The following is a 20,294-nucleotide window of genomic DNA, read 5'->3' as shown; positions in this document are numbered from 1 at the left end:
GCGAAATGCACTTGTGCTAAATAATGAGACTAAGGTAACAAATCTAGCAAAATTTGCGAAGTGGTCAGCAATTTTTATCTTGCTAATAATGGCAGTGAAACACACTATAGTTGTCAATATAAATGTACATATTGTGTCATTTATTGACAGGATCTTAGATTAATCACATCACCACACCATCTTGATAAATAAAAAGCCGCTTCCTATTTAGAATAAATAAGCAACATAAGCATGTTTATCAAAAGGAGATAATCTCTATGGCAAATTGGGTGAATGGAAAAGTTACTCAAGTTCATCACTGGACCGATGCGTTAATGAGTCTCGTCGTCAATGCTCCTATTGATAAGTTTACAGCCGGGCAATTTGCAAAATTAGCGCTAGATATCGATGGCGAGCGAGTACAACGAGCCTACTCTTATGTAAACGCACCAGATGATCCCAATTTAGAGTTCTACCTAGTAACTGTTCCTGATGGAAAATTAAGCTCTAAACTAAGTGATCTAGAAGTCGGTGATGAAGTACTGATAACTGAGCAAGCCAGCGGTTTTTTTGTATTAGAAGAGGTTCCCACAGTAAATACGCTTTGGATGCTTTCGACGGGAACAGCCATTGGACCTTATTTATCTATTTTGCAATTAGGAGACGATCTTGAGCGATTTGAAAATATCGTTCTTGTTCATGCTGTTCGATATGCTAATGATTTAAGTTATTTATCTTTGATGGAAAAACTCGTTGAACGTTATCAAGGTAAATTACGCATTCAAACCGTTGTCAGCCGTGAAAATCATATTGGCTCATTGACAGGACGTATCCCTGCACTCATTGAAAGTGGTGCTTTAGAAAAAACGGTTGGCTTAACTATCAGCCCAGAAGAGAGCCATATTATGTTGTGTGGTAATCCTCAAATGGTCAGAGACACTCAACAATTATTAAAAGAACAACGGGAAATGCGTAAACACTTACGACGCAAACCCGGACATATCACCAGTGAGCAATATTGGTAATAATACAAAAAATAAGGGTGAGTCTATTTATCTCACCCTTATTCATTTGATTTTAATAATATGAATTAACGCCAACGACGATAGTTCACTTGTTCTGCCTGTTTACCGAAGTAGTTTTCACCGTCATTACCAACGAATACACCGCAATCAAGCAACATGATCATCCCAATAAAAGAAGGAAGAAAGCGTCCCATTGCCCATTGCCAAAATGGCTCTAAACTACTGGTATCGGCTAATCCTAACATCACGGCAAGTAGGAGTAATAAAAGCCATATCCCTCTTTTATTTCTATCATGAAGTCTTTTTGTAAAAATTGCACATAGCGGATAAAGAATAGAAAGGAATACTACCCATATTACAATGGTAGGTAATGGATAAATCACATCATTGATAATAAAGAGGCCTAAAAACAGCGCAAAGCAAGCACCCAAACCAGCCCAAAAGTCACGACGCCCAATTCGTCCTTTGAATGAAAATGCCCAATGTTGTAAGGTCATAAATTCTCAATAATTTACTTAATTTGTGAATTACACTGTCCATTTAGTATCAAATAATACAGACTAGCCAATAACAGCACAGACAAGCGGAGGACAGATGATAAAAGCAAACACACTTTCTACGTTATACCTGATAATCATAAGCATTGCTCTTTGTTTGCCAACTTCTGTTTTTGCAACAGAGATGTCTGTCGCACAAAAACAGCCTACAAAGGATGACATCGCCTATCTTAAACAAGATGCACCTGTTTTTGAGATAACTATTCCGGAACTAAGAGCAAAATTTAATCAACAAAATCCGTTGTTATCACTTAATGAATATAAGATTATCACCAATCACGATATTGCGATCCCTCTTGTCAGAGCAGCAACACGGATCACGCCTTATCTCTATTCATCTGCAATACTAGAGCGCGGTAGCGAAAAAATAAAAAGTTTACAACTAACGCTGCTCCACACCCCTGATTCACCTGAGCTAGAAAAGATAAATCGTGAGATCACGACACAATACATTATTACTTTAGTCACTCAATTTGACTCATCAATAACCTCAGAGCAAATTCAAGAGGCTCTCAATTTATTTGCATTTAAAAATCAAACTTCTGATTACATTAGCCATGATGTGGGTGCAATTCGCTATATTATTGTCCATGAAGATGACCAATTAACAACCTTCGCCATTGAACCGATTAAGCTTTCTTTAAACAGCAAGATCGTTTCAGCTATTCCGTGATAAAAAACAAAGCTATTCTATTCATTGTTCTCTATACTGTTGTGCATCAACAGAATTCGTGTTTATTAGCAAACTAAATTTAAACCACTCGGTTGGAGGAAAAGTTATGCGCCATCCATTAGTCATGGGTAACTGGAAACTCAACGGCAGCATTCATATGGTTCATGAATTAATTGCTGCATTACGTAAAGAAGTTAGCGGTGTTGCAGGTTGTGATGTTGCTATCGCACCACCAGCAGTTTACCTATGCCAAGCACGCCATGAAATTGGTGGAAGCCGTATTGCATTAGGTGCTCAAGATACAGGTGTTAACTTATCAGGAGCTTTCACTGGTGAAACTTCAGCAGAGATGCTGAAAAACGTTGATGTTAAATACGTTATCATTGGTCACTCTGAGCGTCGTACTTATCATAAAGAATCTGACGAGTTTATCGCTCAAAAATTCGGCGTGTTAAAAGAGTTAGGTTTAACACCAGTATTATGTATTGGTGAAACTGAAGCAGAAAATGAAGCTGGCAAAACTCAAGAAGTATGTGCTCGCCAAATCGATGCTGTGTTAAATGCACATGGTGCAGCAGCATTTAAAGATGCCGTTATCGCTTATGAACCAATCTGGGCTATCGGTACAGGTAAATCAGCAACTCCAGCACAAGCTCAAGCTGTTCATAAATTTATTCGTGATCATATCGCGAAGAAAGATGCCGCTATCGCTGAACAAGTTATCATTCAATACGGTGGCTCTGTTAACGATAAAAATGCAGCAGAACTGTTTGGTCAACCAGACATCGATGGTGCATTAGTAGGCGGCGCTTCACTGAAAGCTGACGCATTTGCCGTTATCGTTAAAGCAGCAGCACAAGCTAAAGCGAAAAAATAATTTTTATCTTTCTGGCTGATGCCATTAATTGATAAAAAATAGAGAAAATCACCTTACTGGATATAAAACAGAAGGTGATTTTTTTGTTTCTCTCACCTTTGATTATCAACGACGACTGATCTCATCAAATATGCCCCCTGTCGCAAAATGTATTTTCTGCGCAGATTGCCAATCACCAAAAACTTCATTAAGTGTAAATAGTTCTAGTTTTGGAAAACTGTCTTGGTATTTCTCTGCGATTACTTTATCTCTAGGACGATAATAATTTTTTGCCGCGATCTCTTGTCCTTCTGGTGAGTAAAGATAGTTTAAGTACGCTGTGGCAATTTCTCGTGTTCCTCGTTTATCAACAACTTTATCCACTACCGACACCGTAGGCTCTGCAAGAATAGATATTGATGGTGTGACTATCTCAAACTTATCTGTGCCTAATTCATTAATCGCTAATAACGCCTCGTTTTCCCATGCAATTAATACATCACCAATACCTCGCTCAACAAATGTATTTGTTGCTCCTCTCGCACCTGAATCTAATACTTCAACTTGCTGATAAAGTGCTTGAACAAAGGCTTTGGCTTTTTCACTATCTTGATGATTAGCTTTTAATCCATAGCCCCACGCTGCAAGGTAATTCCATCTTGCACCTCCTGAAGTTTTGGGGTTAGGCGTAATAATTGAAACACCCGGCTTAATTAATGAATCCCAATCGACTATTTGCTTAGGATTTCCTTTTCTCACCAGAAAAACAATTGTTGAAGTATAAGGTGCAGAGTTATCGGGTAATCGAGTGATCCATTGTTTATCGATACTTCCTCTTTGGGCGATCGCATCGATATCATAGGCAAGGGCTAGTGTGACAACATCTGCCTCAATACCATTGATAACTGATGTCGCCTGCTTTCCTGATCCACCATGTGATTGGCGGATAGTGACTTTATCTCCCGTTTTCTGTTCCCAATACTGACTAAATACTGGGTTATACTGCTGATAAAGTTCTCTTGTCGGATCGTAAGAGACATTCAATAATTGAATATCTTTAGCCCATAAAATATTAGAAAAAAGTAATGTCACTAAAGCTGCCGATAATAAACCCCATTGTTTAAACATATCTATCCATCCCCTATCGTTAAATATTTAACTAGGCTGACAGAAAGTTTTATAACGATGAAATAACAAAAAGCCGATGGATATACACAACAGGAATATGACTATCAATATAAGGAAGATAAGAAGAGATGCTGGAAGATAAAGATCACTAAGTGAAATATTTTCACTCGAGAAGCTACTCTGACACAAGGAAAATGTATCAGAGCAGTTCACGAATAAGGATAGAACTCAGAAAGGCTCTGGTATTGCGGAAAATCTATTAATTAGTACAGTTTTTTCGCGGTTTCATACCAGTCAGCTTTAAAGACACGTTTCATATTCATAACCGCATCAATAATATCATGGTGAACCAGTTTTTCGTTTTGAATACCAACACAACGACCGCCATAACCTTCTAATAGCAGTTGTACAGAGTAAGCACCCATACGAGAAGCAAGAATACGATCGTAAGCAACAGGAGAACCACCACGTTGAATATGACCTAATACTGTTGCACGTGTTTCATGTTTAGTTTCAGCTTCAATAAAACGTGCTAATTCATGCACATCACAAACGTGTTCGGTAATTGCGACGATAGCATGACGTTTGCCACGTTCGATACCTGCTTTGATTTCTGCCAGCAATTCATCACGATTAAATGGTAATTCAGATTCAGGCAGAACAACAAATTCACAGCCCCCAGCGATTGCCGCAGACAGTGTTAAGTCACCACAGTAGCGTCCCATCACTTCTACGATAGAGATACGTTTGTGAGACGTTGAGGTATCACGTAAGCGGTCAATGGCTTCAACGGCAGTTTCTAATGCAGTGAAATAACCGATGGTGTAGTCAGTACCAGCAACGTCATTATCAATTGTGCCCGGTAAGCCGATGCATGGAAAACCTGCTTCCGTTAATTTTTTTGCACCTAGATAAGAACCATCACCACCAATAACCACTAAGGCATCCAGCTCATTTTGTTTCATGTTTTCGATGGCAACAGCACGTACATTGTCTTCGCGGAATTCAGGGAAACGAGCAGAGCCAAGGAATGTACCACCACGGTTGATCATGTCTGACACGCTAAAACGGTCGAGTTTTTTCATGCGATTTTCGTATAGCCCCATATAGCCATCCATAATCCCATAAACCTCTAAACCTTCACTTAGTGCGGCACGAACAACACCACGGATCGCGGCATTCATACCTGGTGCATCACCACCACTTGTTAAAACCCCAATTCTTTTGATCCCATTGACCATGATTACCTCTGATTCTTATTCGATGTAATTATTGCAAAATTGTTGGAATAACTTTTTATCTCAATACCGGCTTGTCTGGTGTTATATGCCGATATTGCAAATGCTGAATTGATTCAACAATACCATTGTACGCATATTTTTTACCAGTTCATCATTATCGTACATTTTTTTTCATAAACTTGATGCGCATTAAACTAATCAGATAGCCTGTATAAAGATTATACTAGCCTATCTCAAATGTGTTTCACTAATAAGTTAACACTTTTTATACAGACACTTTACTGCCTTTTTGCATTCATCTCAAAAAACGCTATTTATGCTAAAAAATAGCATCGGCATATTCTGATAAATATTCAGTTTTTCTCTTAAACGATGTTTTATCTGCCGTTTACCTTCCTATTTTGATGAGTCATCCTTTTAAAGAAAAAAATCACTTAAGGTACATTTGTGACTTATGGCAAAGTTCTTTGGCTCATTCTTCTCTTTTTAGCCTAGACTGATACAGTAGAACTCTCACTTAATAGGAGGTTTTATGTTTGATTTAACGGGTAAAATCGCTTTAGTTTCAGGTGGTGCAAAAGGTATTGGCAAAGGTATCGTTATCGCACTAAAAAACAGTGGTGCGAAAGTGATTATTGCGGATATTGATGATGCTGCTGGTAATAAAACAAAAAATGAATTGGGTGTTGGTTTTATGCATCTTGATGTCACTCAGCAATCCGCCTGTGAAAAAGTCGTTGATGATGTCGTAAAAGAGTATGGCAAGCTCGATATTCTGTGTTCCAATACTGGTATTTTCCCTCAAGCAACAATTAAAGAGATGACAGAAGCTGACTGGGATAAAATGCATACCGTAAACCTAAAAGGCATGTTCTTTTTAGTAAAAGCCGCACTTCGTGTAATGGAGAAACAAAAACAAGGTCGAGTGATCATTACCTCTTCCATTACAGGTGCGATTACTGGCTATCCGGGCTGGAGCCATTATGGTGCAAGCAAAGCAGGACAATTAGGCTTTATGCGCAGTGCAGCTCTTGAATACGCACGCCATGGCATTACCATCAACGCCGTGATGCCAGGAAATATCCTCACCGAAGGCTTACAAGCTCAAGGCGAAGCGTATTTAAATCAAATGAAAGCATCAATCCCAACACATACTTTAGGTGAACCAGAAGATATCGGTTACGCTGCTGCATTCTTTGCGTCGAATGAAGCAAAATATATTACAGGCCAGACAATTATCGTCGATGGCGGACAGATTTTACCTGAATCTCCAGAAGCGTTGTTGTAATATATTTTAGGGTAGAATAATCTGCCCTAATTTTTCACTTATAATTAATATAAAATTTTTTGAATTATAACTAATTAATCGTGTTATTAGGTGATTTCAATAAAAGAATGGAACGGATTTAGCATCATGAAAATACTTCATTTGATTAATTTACAAGGGTTTGGTGGTGCTGAACGTTTGTTTATTGAATATTTAAAAAATAGTTCATTTCAGAATGAGATTTTGTGTACCAGTAACTCTTTAAATAAAAACCTACTCCCAGAGCTTAAGCATTTTAATATAAAACATGCCAATAAAATTGCTTCTACTAAAATAAAATATCCTTCTTTTTTAAGAAAATACGTCTTAACAAAAAAGATTGAAGCAAGTAAAGCTGATGTCACTTTAGTATGGGACTTTGTCCCAAGATTATCTAGAAAACCTAATAATACTAGTTTGGTCTATTATGATCATGGCTGTTCTTGGCGCTATCCTCTTACCAAAAAAACACTAGATTTTTTTGGTATGCTCAATGATGCTATAGCTATATCCACAGCATCCAAACGTGTCATGGAGTTGAGATTCAATACAACATATGAACCTAAAAAAGTTATTAACCGCTTACCATTAAAGCCTATTGAAATAGCAAAAACACTTCATGATGATAATCAAATTACTCTGGGTACAGCCTCTCGCTTAGTAGGATTAAAAGGAATAGGAATTAGTATTCTCTGCCTATCAGAATTAATAAAATTAAATATAAAAGCAAAATTAATTATTGCGGGTGATGGTGAACAAAGGAATGAGTTAGAGGAATTAGCGATACGCAATAATGTAAAAGACTATATCAGTTTCATTGGATATCAATCAAACATGGATACATTTTATTCAGATATCGACATTTATCTAAGCACTCCAGTAACAGAACCTTTTGGTTTATCTTGCATTGAAGCTTTAGCTCAAGGTATTCCAGTTATCTTCCCTAATATTGACGGCCAACCTGAAGCGATAAAAGATAAATATTGTGGTATAGGAATTACACCTACATTATCTATTGATGAATATCATAATTTAACAGGTTTAGATATAAACTTCCCTTATACAGTTTATGATCCCACTTCTGATACATTAACCTCACCCAAATTAATATCTCCCCAAAATTGTACTACGGCTGTAGTAGAAATAATTAATAATTATGTAACTTTTAGTCAAAATGCAATTAAATGCTCAGAAGAAGCCATAGATTATAATCTATTTATTAGAGAGTTTGAACATGCTATAAAAAATAGTCAATCATAACTTAAAACATAATCTATTGAATAAAGGATAATATTATCCTTTATTCAATCAGCTCAACTTTAATGCAGATAATAAACGATTTGCAAAGTTTGCATCATTAAATTTAGTAATAGTATTTTTTATTTCATTATGTGAAGGCAATAAACGTCCATTAACAATACTTTGTAAGTGATTCGCTAAACTAGTCATATCTCTTACTGGATACAGTAACCCATTGGATTCAGGTATTATAATATCTTCAGGACCAGTTGAACAATTAGAGCTAATACAAAAAACACCATGAGAAGATGCTTCACACAATACCATTGGAAAACCTTCATTTGTAGATGTTAAAACTAATGCTGAAGTATATTTAATATTTTCTTTAATATACTTCCATGCATTTTTTTTCCAACCATGCCAATTTATATTAGATATTATATTTAATTCTAATGCCAAATGTCTTAAATATTCAGCATCTTTTCCATCACCAATAATATCAAGGATCCAATTTCCTTTTAATTTAGAGAGTGCATAAAATAGTTCATTAATATTTTTGGGTTCATCAGAAATTAACCTTCCAACATATAAAAACCTTACATTTTTATCCCGTGTAATTGTAATATTACTTTCTCCAACTGGATTATAAATAGTAAATATTTTATCTTTTTCTATTCCGATATCAGTCATCTGCCGAGTAATGCCTGAACTAATTGATAAATGATAATCAGCCTTATGTAAGTAAATTGACTTATATAAATTATGCAATGAGAAATGTATCCATGAATAAATTATTACATTGCTTCGAGTAATTTTTCTGGCTAAATTAGCAATATAGCAACATACAGTATCATAAGAAATAATTATATCCGGCCTTTCTTTTCTGATAACTTTTGCTAATTGTACGGCATAACCTACTCTTCTTAATTTAGTGTTTTTTATCTTTGAAGATAATCGTCTATATCTGTGACCAGTTAACCATTCATCACTAACTTGATTGTTATTTTCATTAAAAAAGATAAATTCAGTACTAATACCATGAGAATTGAGTATACCTATGGATTTATTAAAAACAGTTTCCATACCACCAAATCCGCCTAAATTAAAACCAATAATTAATACTTTTTTCATTATAAAAAATAAACCAACTCAAAGAATATTTATTGATTATATTAGAACTTTACAACTATTACTATTTTAAACAGTGTTATACATTTCACAAAAAAAAAAACAAAAAAAAAGCCCCTCTCCAGAGGGGCTGCAAAAGACAGGGATGGTGTCTATGGCAAGGAAAAAACTTCGTTGTTGCTACTTACTCTCTAACTAGGTACATCTTTACTACACTCTTACTCAACTACTTACTAATTAGTTACGTGCGTCAAAATCTGACATTTGCTGTTGGTAATTTTTTTCCAACTGCGCTTTCTGTTCTGGGGTTAACAACTGATACATCTGATTATGGACTTTTGCCATTTCTACATGGCGTTCAATTGCTTGTTTGTCCATATCTTGCATTTGTGCTCTTACTGCTGCTTCATCAAATTGAGGTGCTGTCACTAATTTGTGCATATTCTCATGACGTTGACGGTAATTTCCGTTATATCTGTCTTGATGATGCTGGCGCATTAAATCGCGCATTTGAGTACGTTGTTGCTCAGTTAATGTGATACCATTGAACATACGTGATTCGGCATAGCCACGATCCATCATATGTCCACCGTTGTTCATCATATGACCGCGCTGTCCGCGGTGGCCTCTATAATCGCGATCACCATGCATTCCATAGCCATAACCGCAGTGATAATTACCATTATATTGTTGCTCAGTAGGCGGATTAGTGTTGGCTGTTTCGGCTAACACGACCGACGGAGCTGCTAAAAACATTGATGCTAGTGCAACTACTGCTACTTTACGCATTGCTTCACTCCTAATTCGGTAAATTAATACCGACTAAATTAATACGAACTCAATGTGCATAATTCATATATATAATTCATATGTGTAATTCATATGTGTAATTCTTTGCTATGTGGATTACTATACCGTTGCGGCTGCAAACTAGCGTCAGAGCGTGTAAAAGAACGTAAAGTCATAGATTCGCGCTATTTATTATCGTATTTTTCTCTTGGAGGAATTGACGAATGCATAAAATCTTATTAGTGGATGACGATCGCGAATTAACATCGCTATTGAAAGAACTGCTTGAAATGGAAGGCTTTAATGTTGTAATCGCCTCTGATGGCGAACAAGCACTTAAACTTTTGGATGCTTCTATCGACCTGTTATTACTGGATATTATGATGCCACGTAAAAACGGGATTGAGACACTCAAAGAGTTACGCCAAAATTTCCAGACACCTGTCATTATGTTAACGGCAAGAGGCAGCGATCTTGACCGAGTACTTGGCTTAGAGCTAGGTGCTGATGACTATTTACCAAAACCTTTTAATGATAGAGAACTGGTTGCTCGTATTAGGGCTATTTTGCGTCGTTCTAATTGGAGCGAACAAAAACAGACCGACATCAATACATCTCCAACATTACAGGTCGATAAATTACAACTTAATCCTGGTCGCCAAGAAGCAAGTTTTGATAATGAACCGCTAGAGTTAACAGGAACGGAGTTTACTTTACTTTATTTACTTGCTCAGCATTTAGGGCAAGTCGTATCACGCGAACATCTAAGCCAAGAAGTCCTTGGTAAACGCTTAACGCCGTTTGATAGAGCGATTGATATGCATATTTCTAATTTACGCCGTAAATTACCAGAAAGAACAGATGGACAACCTTGGTTTAAAACTTTACGTGGCCGTGGTTATCTGATGGTTTCAATAACTTGATAAATATTTTTTATGATAAATAGTCTGTCAGCGCGCATTTTTGCAATATTCTGGCTGACGCTAGCATTAGTTCTCGTGCTAGTTATGATGGTTCCAAAGCTGGACTCGCGCCAGCTTACCCCTCTTTTAGAGAGTGAATACCGTCAAGGCGTTATGCTAGAACAACATATCGAAGCTGAATTAGCTCAAGATCCCGCTAACGATCTCCTTTGGTGGCGTCGATTAATTCGTGCCATTGATAAATGGGCTCCCCCTGGTCAGCGCTTAATTATTGTTACGAGTGAAGGCCGTATCATTGGTGCTCAACGTAATGAGATGCAGGTTGTCAGAAACTTTATTGGTCAATCTGATAACGCAGATCACCCTAAAAAGAAAAAATACGGTCGTTCTGAGATGTTAGGGCCTTTCTCTGTCAGAGATGGTGAAGATCATTACCAACTTTACCTCGTACGTCCTTCAAGTAGCCCTCAATCTGACTTTATCAACTTATTATTTGATAAGCCGTTATTGCTACTGATATTCACCATGCTTATCAGCACCCCATTATTAGTATGGCTTTCTTGGAGCTTAGCGAAACCCGCAAGACAGCTTAAAAATGCAGCTGATGATGTCGCTAAAGGCAACCTACGCCCTCATCCTGAACTAGAGACTGGCCCGCAAGAGTTTTTAGCCGCAGGTACTAGCTTTAATCAGATGATAAGCGCTCTCGAACGTATGGTTGAAGCACAACAACGCTTAATTTCTGATATTTCTCACGAGTTACGAACACCATTAACACGCTTACAATTAGCAAGCGCACTGTTACGTCGTCGTAGTGGAGAAAGTAAAGAACTAGAACGCATTGAAACAGAAACTCAACGCCTTGATGGCATGATTAATGATTTGCTAGTTCTTTCACGCAACCAACATAAAAACGAGTTATTACGCGAAACGGTAAAAGCCAACGAGCTGTGGGATGACATTTTAGATAACGCTAAATTTGAGGCTGAACAGAGTAATAAAACGCTACAAGTGACAACGCCTCCAGGAGCATGGCCTATCTACTGCAATCCATATTCACTTGCTAGTGCATTTGAAAATATTGTTCGTAATGCCCTACGTTATTCACATTCTCGCATTGAGGTTGCATTTACTGAACAAAACCAAGGTATCACAATTATTGTTGATGATGATGGCCCAGGTGTTAGTCCTGAAGATAGAGAGCATATCTTCCGACCTTTCTATCGCACTGACGAAGCAAGAGATCGCGAATCAGGTGGTACTGGCTTGGGATTAGCTATTGTTGAGACAGCAGTAAGCCAACATAGAGGCCATGTTAAAGCCGATGACAGCCCATTAGGTGGATTGAGAGTTGAGATTTGGTTGCCGAGGGCTGGAAAACAGTCTTAATGACAATTAATTTTTATTAATAAATTACATAAGAAACCACTAGTCATTCAATCCTATGATTAGTGGTTCTACTTTCATGTTAATCATAAATATTGTTCTCAGTCTCATTTTAACTCAATAGTTTCTTACTGAAGAATATGATCAGATAGCTATCATTTCCAAATATATTACTTATTATACTTTTATAACTAAATCAACATACTATCTAATACTACTTCCTAATAATTATTAGCACGAGTAAAGTATTACCACATTTAATAAAGCTCGCTTTAAGACTAATATATTTACATTGTGTATAATAACAAAAATATACACCTCATGAACTCTGGGTACTTTCCCAGTGCGGTAGCTATACTTTTCCTTTAGAGAAAATGTTTATGAATACAATAACAGTCACAAGCCCACTGTTCCCGCCATTAGAAACTTTAGAACCTTACTTAAAAGATATATGGGATAAAAAATGGCTAACAAACAATGGGTATTACCATCAATGCCTTGAAAATGCGCTTTGTGAATACCTAGATGTTCCTTATATTAGTTTATATTCGAACGGAACATTAGCCTTAATAGCAGCAATCAATGTGTTAGAGCTTAAAGGAGAGGTTATAACGACACCATACAGTTTTGTTGCAACAAGTCATTCTCTATTACACAACAATATTTCCCCTGTCTTTGTAGATATAGAACCAGATACCTATAATATCGATCCAAGCAAAATAGAAGCCGCAATCACAGATAAAACAAGTGCAATTTTACCCGTTCATGTTTATGGTCGCCCATGTAATTATGAAGCAATACAAAAAATTGCAGATAAGTATAATATTCCTGTCATTTATGATGCAGCTCACGCTTTTGGCGTTAAAGAGAATAATCAATCAATATTAAACAAGGGTAATCTATCAGTTTTAAGTTTTCACGCAACTAAAACTTACTCCACCATCGAAGGGGGAGCAATTATTTGCCACACAAAAGAAATGAAAGAAAAACTCGATAGATATAAAAACTTTGGTTACACAAATGAAACTATAATTGATGAATTAGGCTTCAATGCAAAACTCAATGAAGTACAAGCAGCATTTGGCTTAGCTACATTAAATTATATCGATGAAGCAATAGATAAAAGAAAAAAAGTCTCTGAGTTTTATCACTCTCATTTAAGTAATATGTCTGGCATTACCCTACCCAATATACCAGAAAGCTTAATATGGAATTATTCTTACTATCCTATAATAATAGATAAAAATAAATATGGAAAAACAAGAGATGAACTTTATCTAAAATTAAAAGATAATAATATAATAAGCCGTCGATATTTTTATCCATTAATCACTGATTTTAATATTTACAAACAATATAAAGTAGGAACACCAATAGCAAAAAAAATATCTGAAAATGTTATTTGCCTACCAATTCATCATTTATTAATTGATGACGACTTAAATAGAATTATAAATATTATTAAAAGTTAAAAATGATAATGAATAAGTTAAAATCACCTCTCCTTGAAAAAGAGATAATCGATAAATGGAGCTCTGAAGAGGTTATCGTCAGTGTAATATGTTGCACATATAATCAAGAAAAGTATATAGAAGACACTATACTTGGCGTACTTTGCCAAGACACAACTTATAGATATGAATTTATTATACATGATGATTGTTCTACAGATTCAACATCAAATATAATAAAAAAATATACAGATAACTACCCTAATATCATCAAACATATCATTCCACCTAAAAATATTTATTCACAAGGAATACAACCAGGTGTTAATGCATTCTTATTTACAACAGGTAAATATATTGCTCTATGTGAAGGTGATGATTTTTGGATAGATAAACATAAAATAACAAAACAAGTTAAAATTTTAGAAAAAGAAAAAAGCATTAATTTATGTTTTAGTTCAGCTTATACACTACAGCCCAATGGAAAAATTGAGGTTACTGCAAACTATCACAATAAAATTTTTATTTCATCTCTTTCCACTGTTATTCGTCAGGGTGGCGCATATATGCCCACTGCTTCTATTATATTTAGAAGAGAAGTTTTCATATTATTTAAAGATAATTTTTCAAGAGCCTCCATTGGTGACTATTACTGCCAAATACTTGGTAGTATAGAAAAGGGGGCTATATATTTACCAGATATTACATGTGTTTATCGTATCAATTCCGTAGGCTCTTGGTCTGAAAATAGAAAAAATATTAATAAAGAGTTTTTAATTTCAGAAATAAATGAATACGAGAAACATTTATATAAGTTAATTAACTTAGGCGTAGATAAAAAAGATATAGATTTTGCACTAGCAGATCTTATAAGAATAAGTGCCAATCAGTTATTCCTTAAAAAAGAATGGAATGGTTCAAAATTATTAATTATAAAATCTTGGGATCTTTATAAGAATATAAATAGAAATCAAAAAAAACTATATTTATACAGAAACTTTTTGCCTATTTTATTTTTACGAGAAAAAATAAAAATGATTTTTAAAAATAAAATATTGAAAAAATTAGGATGAATACATAATGAAATTAGCTGTTATGCAACCCTATCTTTTCCCATACATAGGATACTATCAATTAGCTTACTGTAGCGATCTTTTTATATTTTATGATGATGTTAATTATATAAAAAAGGGATATATAAACAGGAACAATATAGCAACTAAAAATGGAGTTTTTTTATTTTCACTACCCATAAAAAACGCATCTCAAAATAAGTTAATAAATGAATTATATTTCACTGAAGAAACAAAAAAAATCTTATTAACAATAGAAATGTCATATTCTAAATCAAAATATTTTTATGAGATTTATCCATTAATTGAATCAATATTCAATAATAAAGATAGGAAAGTATCAAATATAACATCATTATCAATTATTAAAATATTCGAATATCTTTCATTAAATTTCAACTATGATTTTTCATCAACGATTGATTATGACCGAGAAAATGGCGCTCAAGAAAAAATATATGACTTATGTAAAATAAATAATTCCAAACAATACATAAATGCAATTGGAGGAATGGAACTCTACGATAAAAAAGAATTTCAAAAAAGAAATATAGAATTAGGATTTATCAAACCATCAATCACAAACTATCCACAAGTGAATTCATCTACTTTTATAGATAATTTATCAATGATTGATATTCTAATGAACTGTAGTAAAGATGAAATAATTAATCAACTCAATAATTTTAAAATTATATAGGCTAAATATGTCATTCTATACTCAAGAACAACTATTAGAAATCGGTTTTAAAAGTATTGGTGAAAATTGTAAAATAAGTACAAAAACATCCATATATAGACCTGAAGAAATTGAAATTGGAAATGACTGCCGTATCGATGATTTTGTTATTTTATCTGGAAAAATTCATTTAAAAAATAATATTCATATTGCCGCATTTTGTAACTTAAGTGCAGGTGAATGCAGTATTTTATTTGAAGACTTTTCTGGATTAGCATATGGTTGTCATGTATTTACTGGAACTGATGACTATAGTGGTAGAACAATGACAAACCCAACTGTACCGTTGAAATATAAGGGATTAAAGGAAAAAAATATTATAATTGGGAAACATGCAATTATAGGAACAAATTCTATTATTATGCCTGGTGTTAATATTGCGGAAGGGACAGCTGTTGGCGCGTTATCGATGGTTACAAAAAATACAAAACCATGGGGTATATATTTTGGCAATCCAGCCAAAAGAATCAAAGAAAGAAAAAAAGACTTATTAAGTTTAGAAAAAGAATATTTAGAAAGTAAAAAAGCATAATTCATTGATAAATATATCAAAATTTTCATTTACCAATATAAAAACAAATTATATATAATTGATTTAAATGATATTAATCCATATTGGTTCTAATTTAGTTCTCCATTTCTTATCAATATTACATCAATGATTAGCTAAAAAACCATTCCTTCTTAATCTACTATTTTTATTGGCACGCCATACATTTTTGTCTTTCTACCAGTGCCTTATGTTTAAACATATAGGATAAAATCATAGTAGGATCTATCATAGCTAACAAACACTAACATAAAACCATATAAATGTCATATAAAGTATAATGAGCGGCTAAAAATTCAGAGTAGCAAGTAAGAGACTGATATTCAAAATTAAGTAATTAAACTGTTGTATCAAAATATACTGCCACCTATTGATGAATAGGTGGCATATTCTTTTCATTAACGTTTGTTGATGTAATTCAGAATGATCTGGCTGAATCGATAGCTATTCCAGTATTTATATATCCTCAATCAATGCTAAAATACCCAGCTATTACTTGACCGTCTGGTTTGAAGAGTCTACTCTCAGTGCGGTTTTTAGCATATTGATAAAGTATGCTTATATAACAAAACTCTTATATTACAAAAAGATAAGGGTTTTTCGAGATAAATTTTGGCGCTCTGGGAGCCGTAAACCCAGTGCGGTAGCTTTGACAAATCAACTATGTAAATAAACATGATAAAAAAAAACACGTTAATAATAATTATAGTTTTCTTTTATAGTCTAAAAATTGCTAGTCCTTTTGGAATATTCATTTTGAGTTTTCTAATTCCAAACACTATTGTCTTATTACTATTAGGCAGTAAATTAAAAATAAAAAACTTATCTTTAAATATAATAATTGTTTTTTTAATTTCAATATCATATTTTCTAACTATTAATTGGGGTATTTTCCCATTAGATAAATATGCTCATTATTACTATCTAACAACTTTTATTAATATAATATTAATATCTTTATTATTTGAAAGTCAAAGGACTACCTTCGAGAGTAAATATTTCTGGGATAAAACAACAAAAGTATTAATTTCCATTAATCTCTTCTTTTTCTTTATACAAATATTCCTTTTTTATGGATTTAATTATATTCTTGACTTTGGTTTATTAACTCAAGGTAATGAAATAAGAGGCATTACTCAATTTAAAGGTATTGAAATTCTCAGAGCTAGTGGGTTATATGAAGAACCATCAATATATTCAGCCTACATGTTCTCATTTTTAGTTATCAGATATATATCAGTATATAACAATTTTAATAAACTAGATTTTTATTTGATTTTCGGTGTACTATCTTTATTCTTAACCACATCAATACTATCAGCTATTCTTGGTATTATATTTATATCGTTAGTATATATAAAATGGAATTTGAGGTCTATAATCGTTAGCTTAATTTCAATGTCTATATTGATATATATATCATGGGACTATATGATATATAGAATAACAAATACAATAAACGGTATAGATCCTAGTAATGCAACCAAAATGAATGTAATTAAAGACTTCATTGATAATGATAGTCTAATAAACATTGGATATGGAATAATAAAAAAACATCTTTTTTATGGATACGATGGCCTAGGCGATACTACTTTATATATTAGTTTAATTACTATTTTTGGAATATATATTGGTGGACTATTAACTTTTTTTATTATTTTTAACATATTAAAATTAAAATACAATATAAGTATTAAGCTATTAATTGCAGCTATATTTATAAAATTCTCTTGGCCAGGCTATACTTTTTTTTGGTTCTTATATCTTTTTATTATATTTTTGAATGCTGGAAACCATAATAATGAAAAACATACTATTATGTAATTTGAGCTACTATCCGGAAATAGGTGGAGTAGAAAACTCACTAAGACATCTTAGGAAAGAGTACTTGAATTTAGGTTTTAACGTATATTTAATTGTTGGAACAAAAAATAAAAGAAGTACTTTAAAAAATAATGATAACATCTATTATTTTGAAAGAAATAAATACCCTGGAATAATAGGAGTTATATTAAATAATTTTATAATGATATTTCAGCTTTTAATTCTAATGAAAAAAATAAGTAAAAAAAATATTGATTTCTGTATTAGTAGAAATCAGTTTGTAGGTGTTATTTCTTGTTTTTTCTTTAAAAGAAAAACTATTTATGTTGCTCCTGGTTTTGCACATCACCAACAAAATACTAAAAATCTCCATTCAAGTATAATTGTAAAAATAAAAAGAAAGATAAATACCATATTAGATAAATTAGTTTTAAAACTCTCAAATAAGGTTTTCGTATTTAGCGAAAACATGAAAATGCAAGCCAACGAAATATATCATAATCAAAATAAAATTAATATAATTAATCCTGGAGTGGATTATATTAGATTTCAACCTATCTTAGATGAAAAAAAAATTGAATCGATAAAAAAAACAATAAACTACAATCATCATGATAAATTAATTTTATGTGTTGGACGCTTAGTAAAAGCAAAAGGATTTAATTTTGCTATAGATGCAATGAAGTATTTACCTGAAAATTATAAATGTATTATCGTTGGTGATGGAGTTGAACGAAATAATCTTGAAGAAAAAATTAAACTATTGAATTTAAATAATCAGGTTTTTTTAATTGGTAGCCAGAATAATCCTGAAAATATATATCCCTTAGCAGATATATTTGCGATGACATCTACTTACGAACCTTTTGGTCAAACTATATTAGAAGCAATGAGTTGCAATTTACCTATTGTTGCCTTTAAAAATAGCAAAGATGTAATAACTGCTACAGAAAAAATTTGCATAGACCATGCCTACTATTCGTCATTAAATGCTAAAGAGCTAGCTACTTATTTTTATAAGATAAACAAATTCGATGGTAATAAAAATAGAGATTTTATAAAAGAAAACTATTCATGGGAAAAGTTAGCTATTGGATTAATTAATGAATAGCTTAGTAAAAATTAGAAATCTAAAAAATTATATAAATTCAGGACTGATACAAATACTATCTTTCTTAATATCTGGAATAATTCAAATATTAGTCTTGTATGTTATTGCCAAATACTTCCCTCCAAATGCAGTTGGATTAATAAGCATTATATCAATTATTAATATGTTTTGCCTAGGTCTTGCTGAGTCAGGTGTTCTAAATTATGTGTTATATAAAAAGAATATTGATAAATATATTTTTTCATCAGTACAGTTTCTGGTTTTAAGTATTTCATTTTTTTTATTTTTAACATTAACACTAATAACTTCATTCTTGAATATTGTTCTTATATATAAAATATCATTAATTATTAGTTATCTTTGTTTTCCATTATTATCTTTAGGTACTATTCAGTATTCCATACTAATTAGAGATTATAAGTTTAAAAAAATATTTTTAATAGAACTATTTTTTAGAGCTAGTCAACTTATTTCAATAATTTCTCTTATTTTAATAAAAATAGATTTCATGCTAATCTATTCTGTTTCTTTTTTTATATCCTATGTTGTAAGATTAATTAGCATAAAAACTTTTACCTTTAGAAATAACTACATTACAAGTAAGATAAAATATCTAAACATTAATATTATTAAAGAGTTTAAAAATTATTATTTCAGCCAATTCGGTAGTAATGCCATAAATACTATAAGTTCAAAAATAGATGAAATAATAGTTGGAGCTTATTTTAATCTAACATTATTGGGTAACTATTTTATAATAAAGCAATTTTCCATTCAGCTACTTTCCGCATTCTTTCAATTATGTAGAAGACTGTTAATGCCAATTTTAAGGAAACACACTGAAAGGCTAAAAAATATATTTATAAAACAATTAATGGGTATATTTATCATAATATTATTGATAAATATACTCACATTCTTCGTATATAATATCTTTGATTATTTAAATTACACTATATCCTTTATTAATATAAAATTATTCTCTGTTTTATTTTTAATCTTTTCAATAAAATCTCTTTCAGCTAATTATCAATGCGCATATTTTCAACTAATTGGAAAACCATTTAAAGAATTGAATTGGAACTTAATTCAAGTAACACTAACAACAATTTCTTTATTTTTTCTCTCGCACTATAGTTTAATCAATAATCTAAACCAGCTTATTACCTTCCTTTTTTTATTAAACTCTATACTATATTTGTATAGTAATTATTTTTTTAGAGTTGCAATTAATTTAAAATTTTTATTATTAAGTTTATTCTCTTATGCTATATTTTTATTTATCTTCATAAATTTAATCATCTTAATGTAAC

At 32.7% G+C, this 20,294-nt stretch carries 19 protein-coding genes; 14 read left to right on the top strand and 5 right to left on the bottom strand.

Annotation, left to right across the window (positions count from 1 at the left end):
• The first annotated feature begins 257 nt into the window (after positions 1–257).
• Positions 258–1,004, top strand: a complete 747-nt coding sequence (gene fpr, locus NBG71_RS17820; RefSeq protein WP_099659468.1) for a ferredoxin--NADP(+) reductase — start codon at positions 258–260, stop codon at positions 1,002–1,004.
• Between the two features lie 65 nt (positions 1,005–1,069).
• On the opposite strand, the gene NBG71_RS17815 is transcribed toward fpr, so the two are convergent.
• Complete coding sequence (locus tag NBG71_RS17815; RefSeq protein ID WP_159242285.1) at positions 1,070–1,501, bottom strand: DUF805 domain-containing protein; 432 nt, start codon at positions 1,499–1,501, stop codon at positions 1,070–1,072.
• Positions 1,502–1,598: 97 nt separating this feature from the next.
• Here NBG71_RS17815 and NBG71_RS17810 point away from each other — a divergent pair, with 97 nt between their 5' ends.
• Both NBG71_RS17810 and tpiA read left to right on the top strand, forming a co-directional pair.
• Positions 1,599–2,234 (top strand): DUF1454 family protein, encoded by a 636-nt coding sequence (locus NBG71_RS17810; protein WP_075672998.1) that lies wholly within the window; start codon positions 1,599–1,601, stop codon positions 2,232–2,234.
• Positions 2,235–2,340: 106 nt separating this feature from the next.
• A complete protein-coding gene (tpiA, locus tag NBG71_RS17805) occupies positions 2,341–3,111 on the top strand; it encodes a triose-phosphate isomerase (RefSeq protein WP_069366847.1) in 771 nt (256 codons plus the stop codon).
• A gap of 105 nt (positions 3,112–3,216) precedes the next feature.
• Here tpiA and NBG71_RS17800 read toward each other — a convergent pair whose 3' ends face one another.
• On the bottom strand, positions 3,217–4,218 hold the full coding sequence (locus NBG71_RS17800) for a sulfate ABC transporter substrate-binding protein (protein ID WP_159242284.1): 1,002 nt from the start codon (positions 4,216–4,218) through the stop codon (positions 3,217–3,219).
• A gap of 263 nt (positions 4,219–4,481) precedes the next feature.
• Entirely contained in the window at positions 4,482–5,459 is a 978-nt protein-coding gene (pfkA, locus tag NBG71_RS17795) for a 6-phosphofructokinase (RefSeq protein WP_075673000.1), read from the bottom strand.
• Between the two features lie 532 nt (positions 5,460–5,991).
• On the opposite strand from pfkA, the gene fabG reads away from it, so the two are divergent.
• Positions 5,992–6,747, top strand: coding sequence for a 3-oxoacyl-ACP reductase FabG (fabG, locus tag NBG71_RS17790; RefSeq protein WP_109419649.1), 756 nt, complete (start codon positions 5,992–5,994; stop codon positions 6,745–6,747).
• A 126-nt stretch (positions 6,748–6,873) separates the two neighbouring features.
• Positions 6,874–8,025 (top strand): glycosyltransferase, encoded by a 1,152-nt coding sequence (locus NBG71_RS17785; protein WP_164530258.1) that lies wholly within the window; start codon positions 6,874–6,876, stop codon positions 8,023–8,025.
• Positions 8,026–8,073: 48 nt separating this feature from the next.
• On the opposite strand, the gene NBG71_RS17780 is transcribed toward NBG71_RS17785, so the two are convergent.
• The gene (locus NBG71_RS17780; RefSeq protein WP_250917064.1) at positions 8,074–9,135 is read right to left on the bottom strand and encodes a glycosyltransferase; all 1,062 of its coding nucleotides are present in this window, start codon (positions 9,133–9,135) and stop codon (positions 8,074–8,076) included.
• Between the two features lie 234 nt (positions 9,136–9,369).
• Positions 9,370–9,921 (bottom strand): cell-envelope stress modulator CpxP, encoded by a 552-nt coding sequence (gene cpxP, locus NBG71_RS17775; protein ID WP_075673003.1) that lies wholly within the window; start codon positions 9,919–9,921, stop codon positions 9,370–9,372.
• 224 nt (positions 9,922–10,145) lie between these two features.
• Here cpxP and cpxR point away from each other — a divergent pair, with 224 nt between their 5' ends.
• From cpxR to NBG71_RS17730, 9 genes are all read left to right on the top strand, one after another.
• Positions 10,146–10,844 carry an envelope stress response regulator transcription factor CpxR gene (gene cpxR / locus NBG71_RS17770; protein ID WP_250917063.1) on the top strand — a complete coding sequence of 233 codons (699 nt, stop codon included), beginning with the start codon at positions 10,146–10,148 and terminating at the stop codon, positions 10,842–10,844.
• Positions 10,845–10,856: 12 nt separating this feature from the next.
• Entirely contained in the window at positions 10,857–12,233 is a 1,377-nt protein-coding gene (gene cpxA, locus NBG71_RS17765; RefSeq protein ID WP_164530256.1) for an envelope stress sensor histidine kinase CpxA, read from the top strand.
• 377 nt (positions 12,234–12,610) lie between these two features.
• Positions 12,611–13,702: a DegT/DnrJ/EryC1/StrS family aminotransferase gene (locus NBG71_RS17760; RefSeq protein WP_250917062.1), complete on the top strand. Its 1,092-nt coding sequence runs from the start codon at positions 12,611–12,613 to the stop codon at positions 13,700–13,702.
• Positions 13,703–13,710: 8 nt separating this feature from the next.
• A complete protein-coding gene (locus tag NBG71_RS17755; protein ID WP_250917061.1) occupies positions 13,711–14,754 on the top strand; it encodes a glycosyltransferase in 1,044 nt (347 codons plus the stop codon).
• Between the two features lie 7 nt (positions 14,755–14,761).
• Positions 14,762–15,454: a WbqC family protein gene (locus NBG71_RS17750; protein ID WP_164530253.1), complete on the top strand. Its 693-nt coding sequence runs from the start codon at positions 14,762–14,764 to the stop codon at positions 15,452–15,454.
• Between the two features lie 7 nt (positions 15,455–15,461).
• The gene (locus NBG71_RS17745; RefSeq protein ID WP_164530252.1) at positions 15,462–16,025 is read left to right on the top strand and encodes an acyltransferase; all 564 of its coding nucleotides are present in this window, start codon (positions 15,462–15,464) and stop codon (positions 16,023–16,025) included.
• 693 nt (positions 16,026–16,718) lie between these two features.
• Positions 16,719–17,870 carry a hypothetical protein gene (locus NBG71_RS17740; RefSeq protein WP_164530251.1) on the top strand — a complete coding sequence of 384 codons (1,152 nt, stop codon included), beginning with the start codon at positions 16,719–16,721 and terminating at the stop codon, positions 17,868–17,870.
• Positions 17,848–18,981, top strand: coding sequence for a glycosyltransferase (locus NBG71_RS17735; RefSeq protein ID WP_250917060.1), 1,134 nt, complete (start codon positions 17,848–17,850; stop codon positions 18,979–18,981). The genes NBG71_RS17740 and NBG71_RS17735 overlap by 23 nt, the downstream gene beginning before the upstream one ends.
• Entirely contained in the window at positions 18,974–20,293 is a 1,320-nt protein-coding gene (locus tag NBG71_RS17730; RefSeq protein ID WP_164530249.1) for an oligosaccharide flippase family protein, read from the top strand. The genes NBG71_RS17735 and NBG71_RS17730 overlap by 8 nt, the downstream gene beginning before the upstream one ends.
• Position 20,294: the final 1 nt, after the last annotated feature.

The organism is Proteus sp. FZP2095, assembly GCF_023701425.1.
Lineage (GTDB): Bacteria > Pseudomonadota > Gammaproteobacteria > Enterobacterales > Enterobacteriaceae > Proteus > Proteus cibarius.
This window is presented reverse-complemented; position numbering and strand designations above follow the sequence as displayed.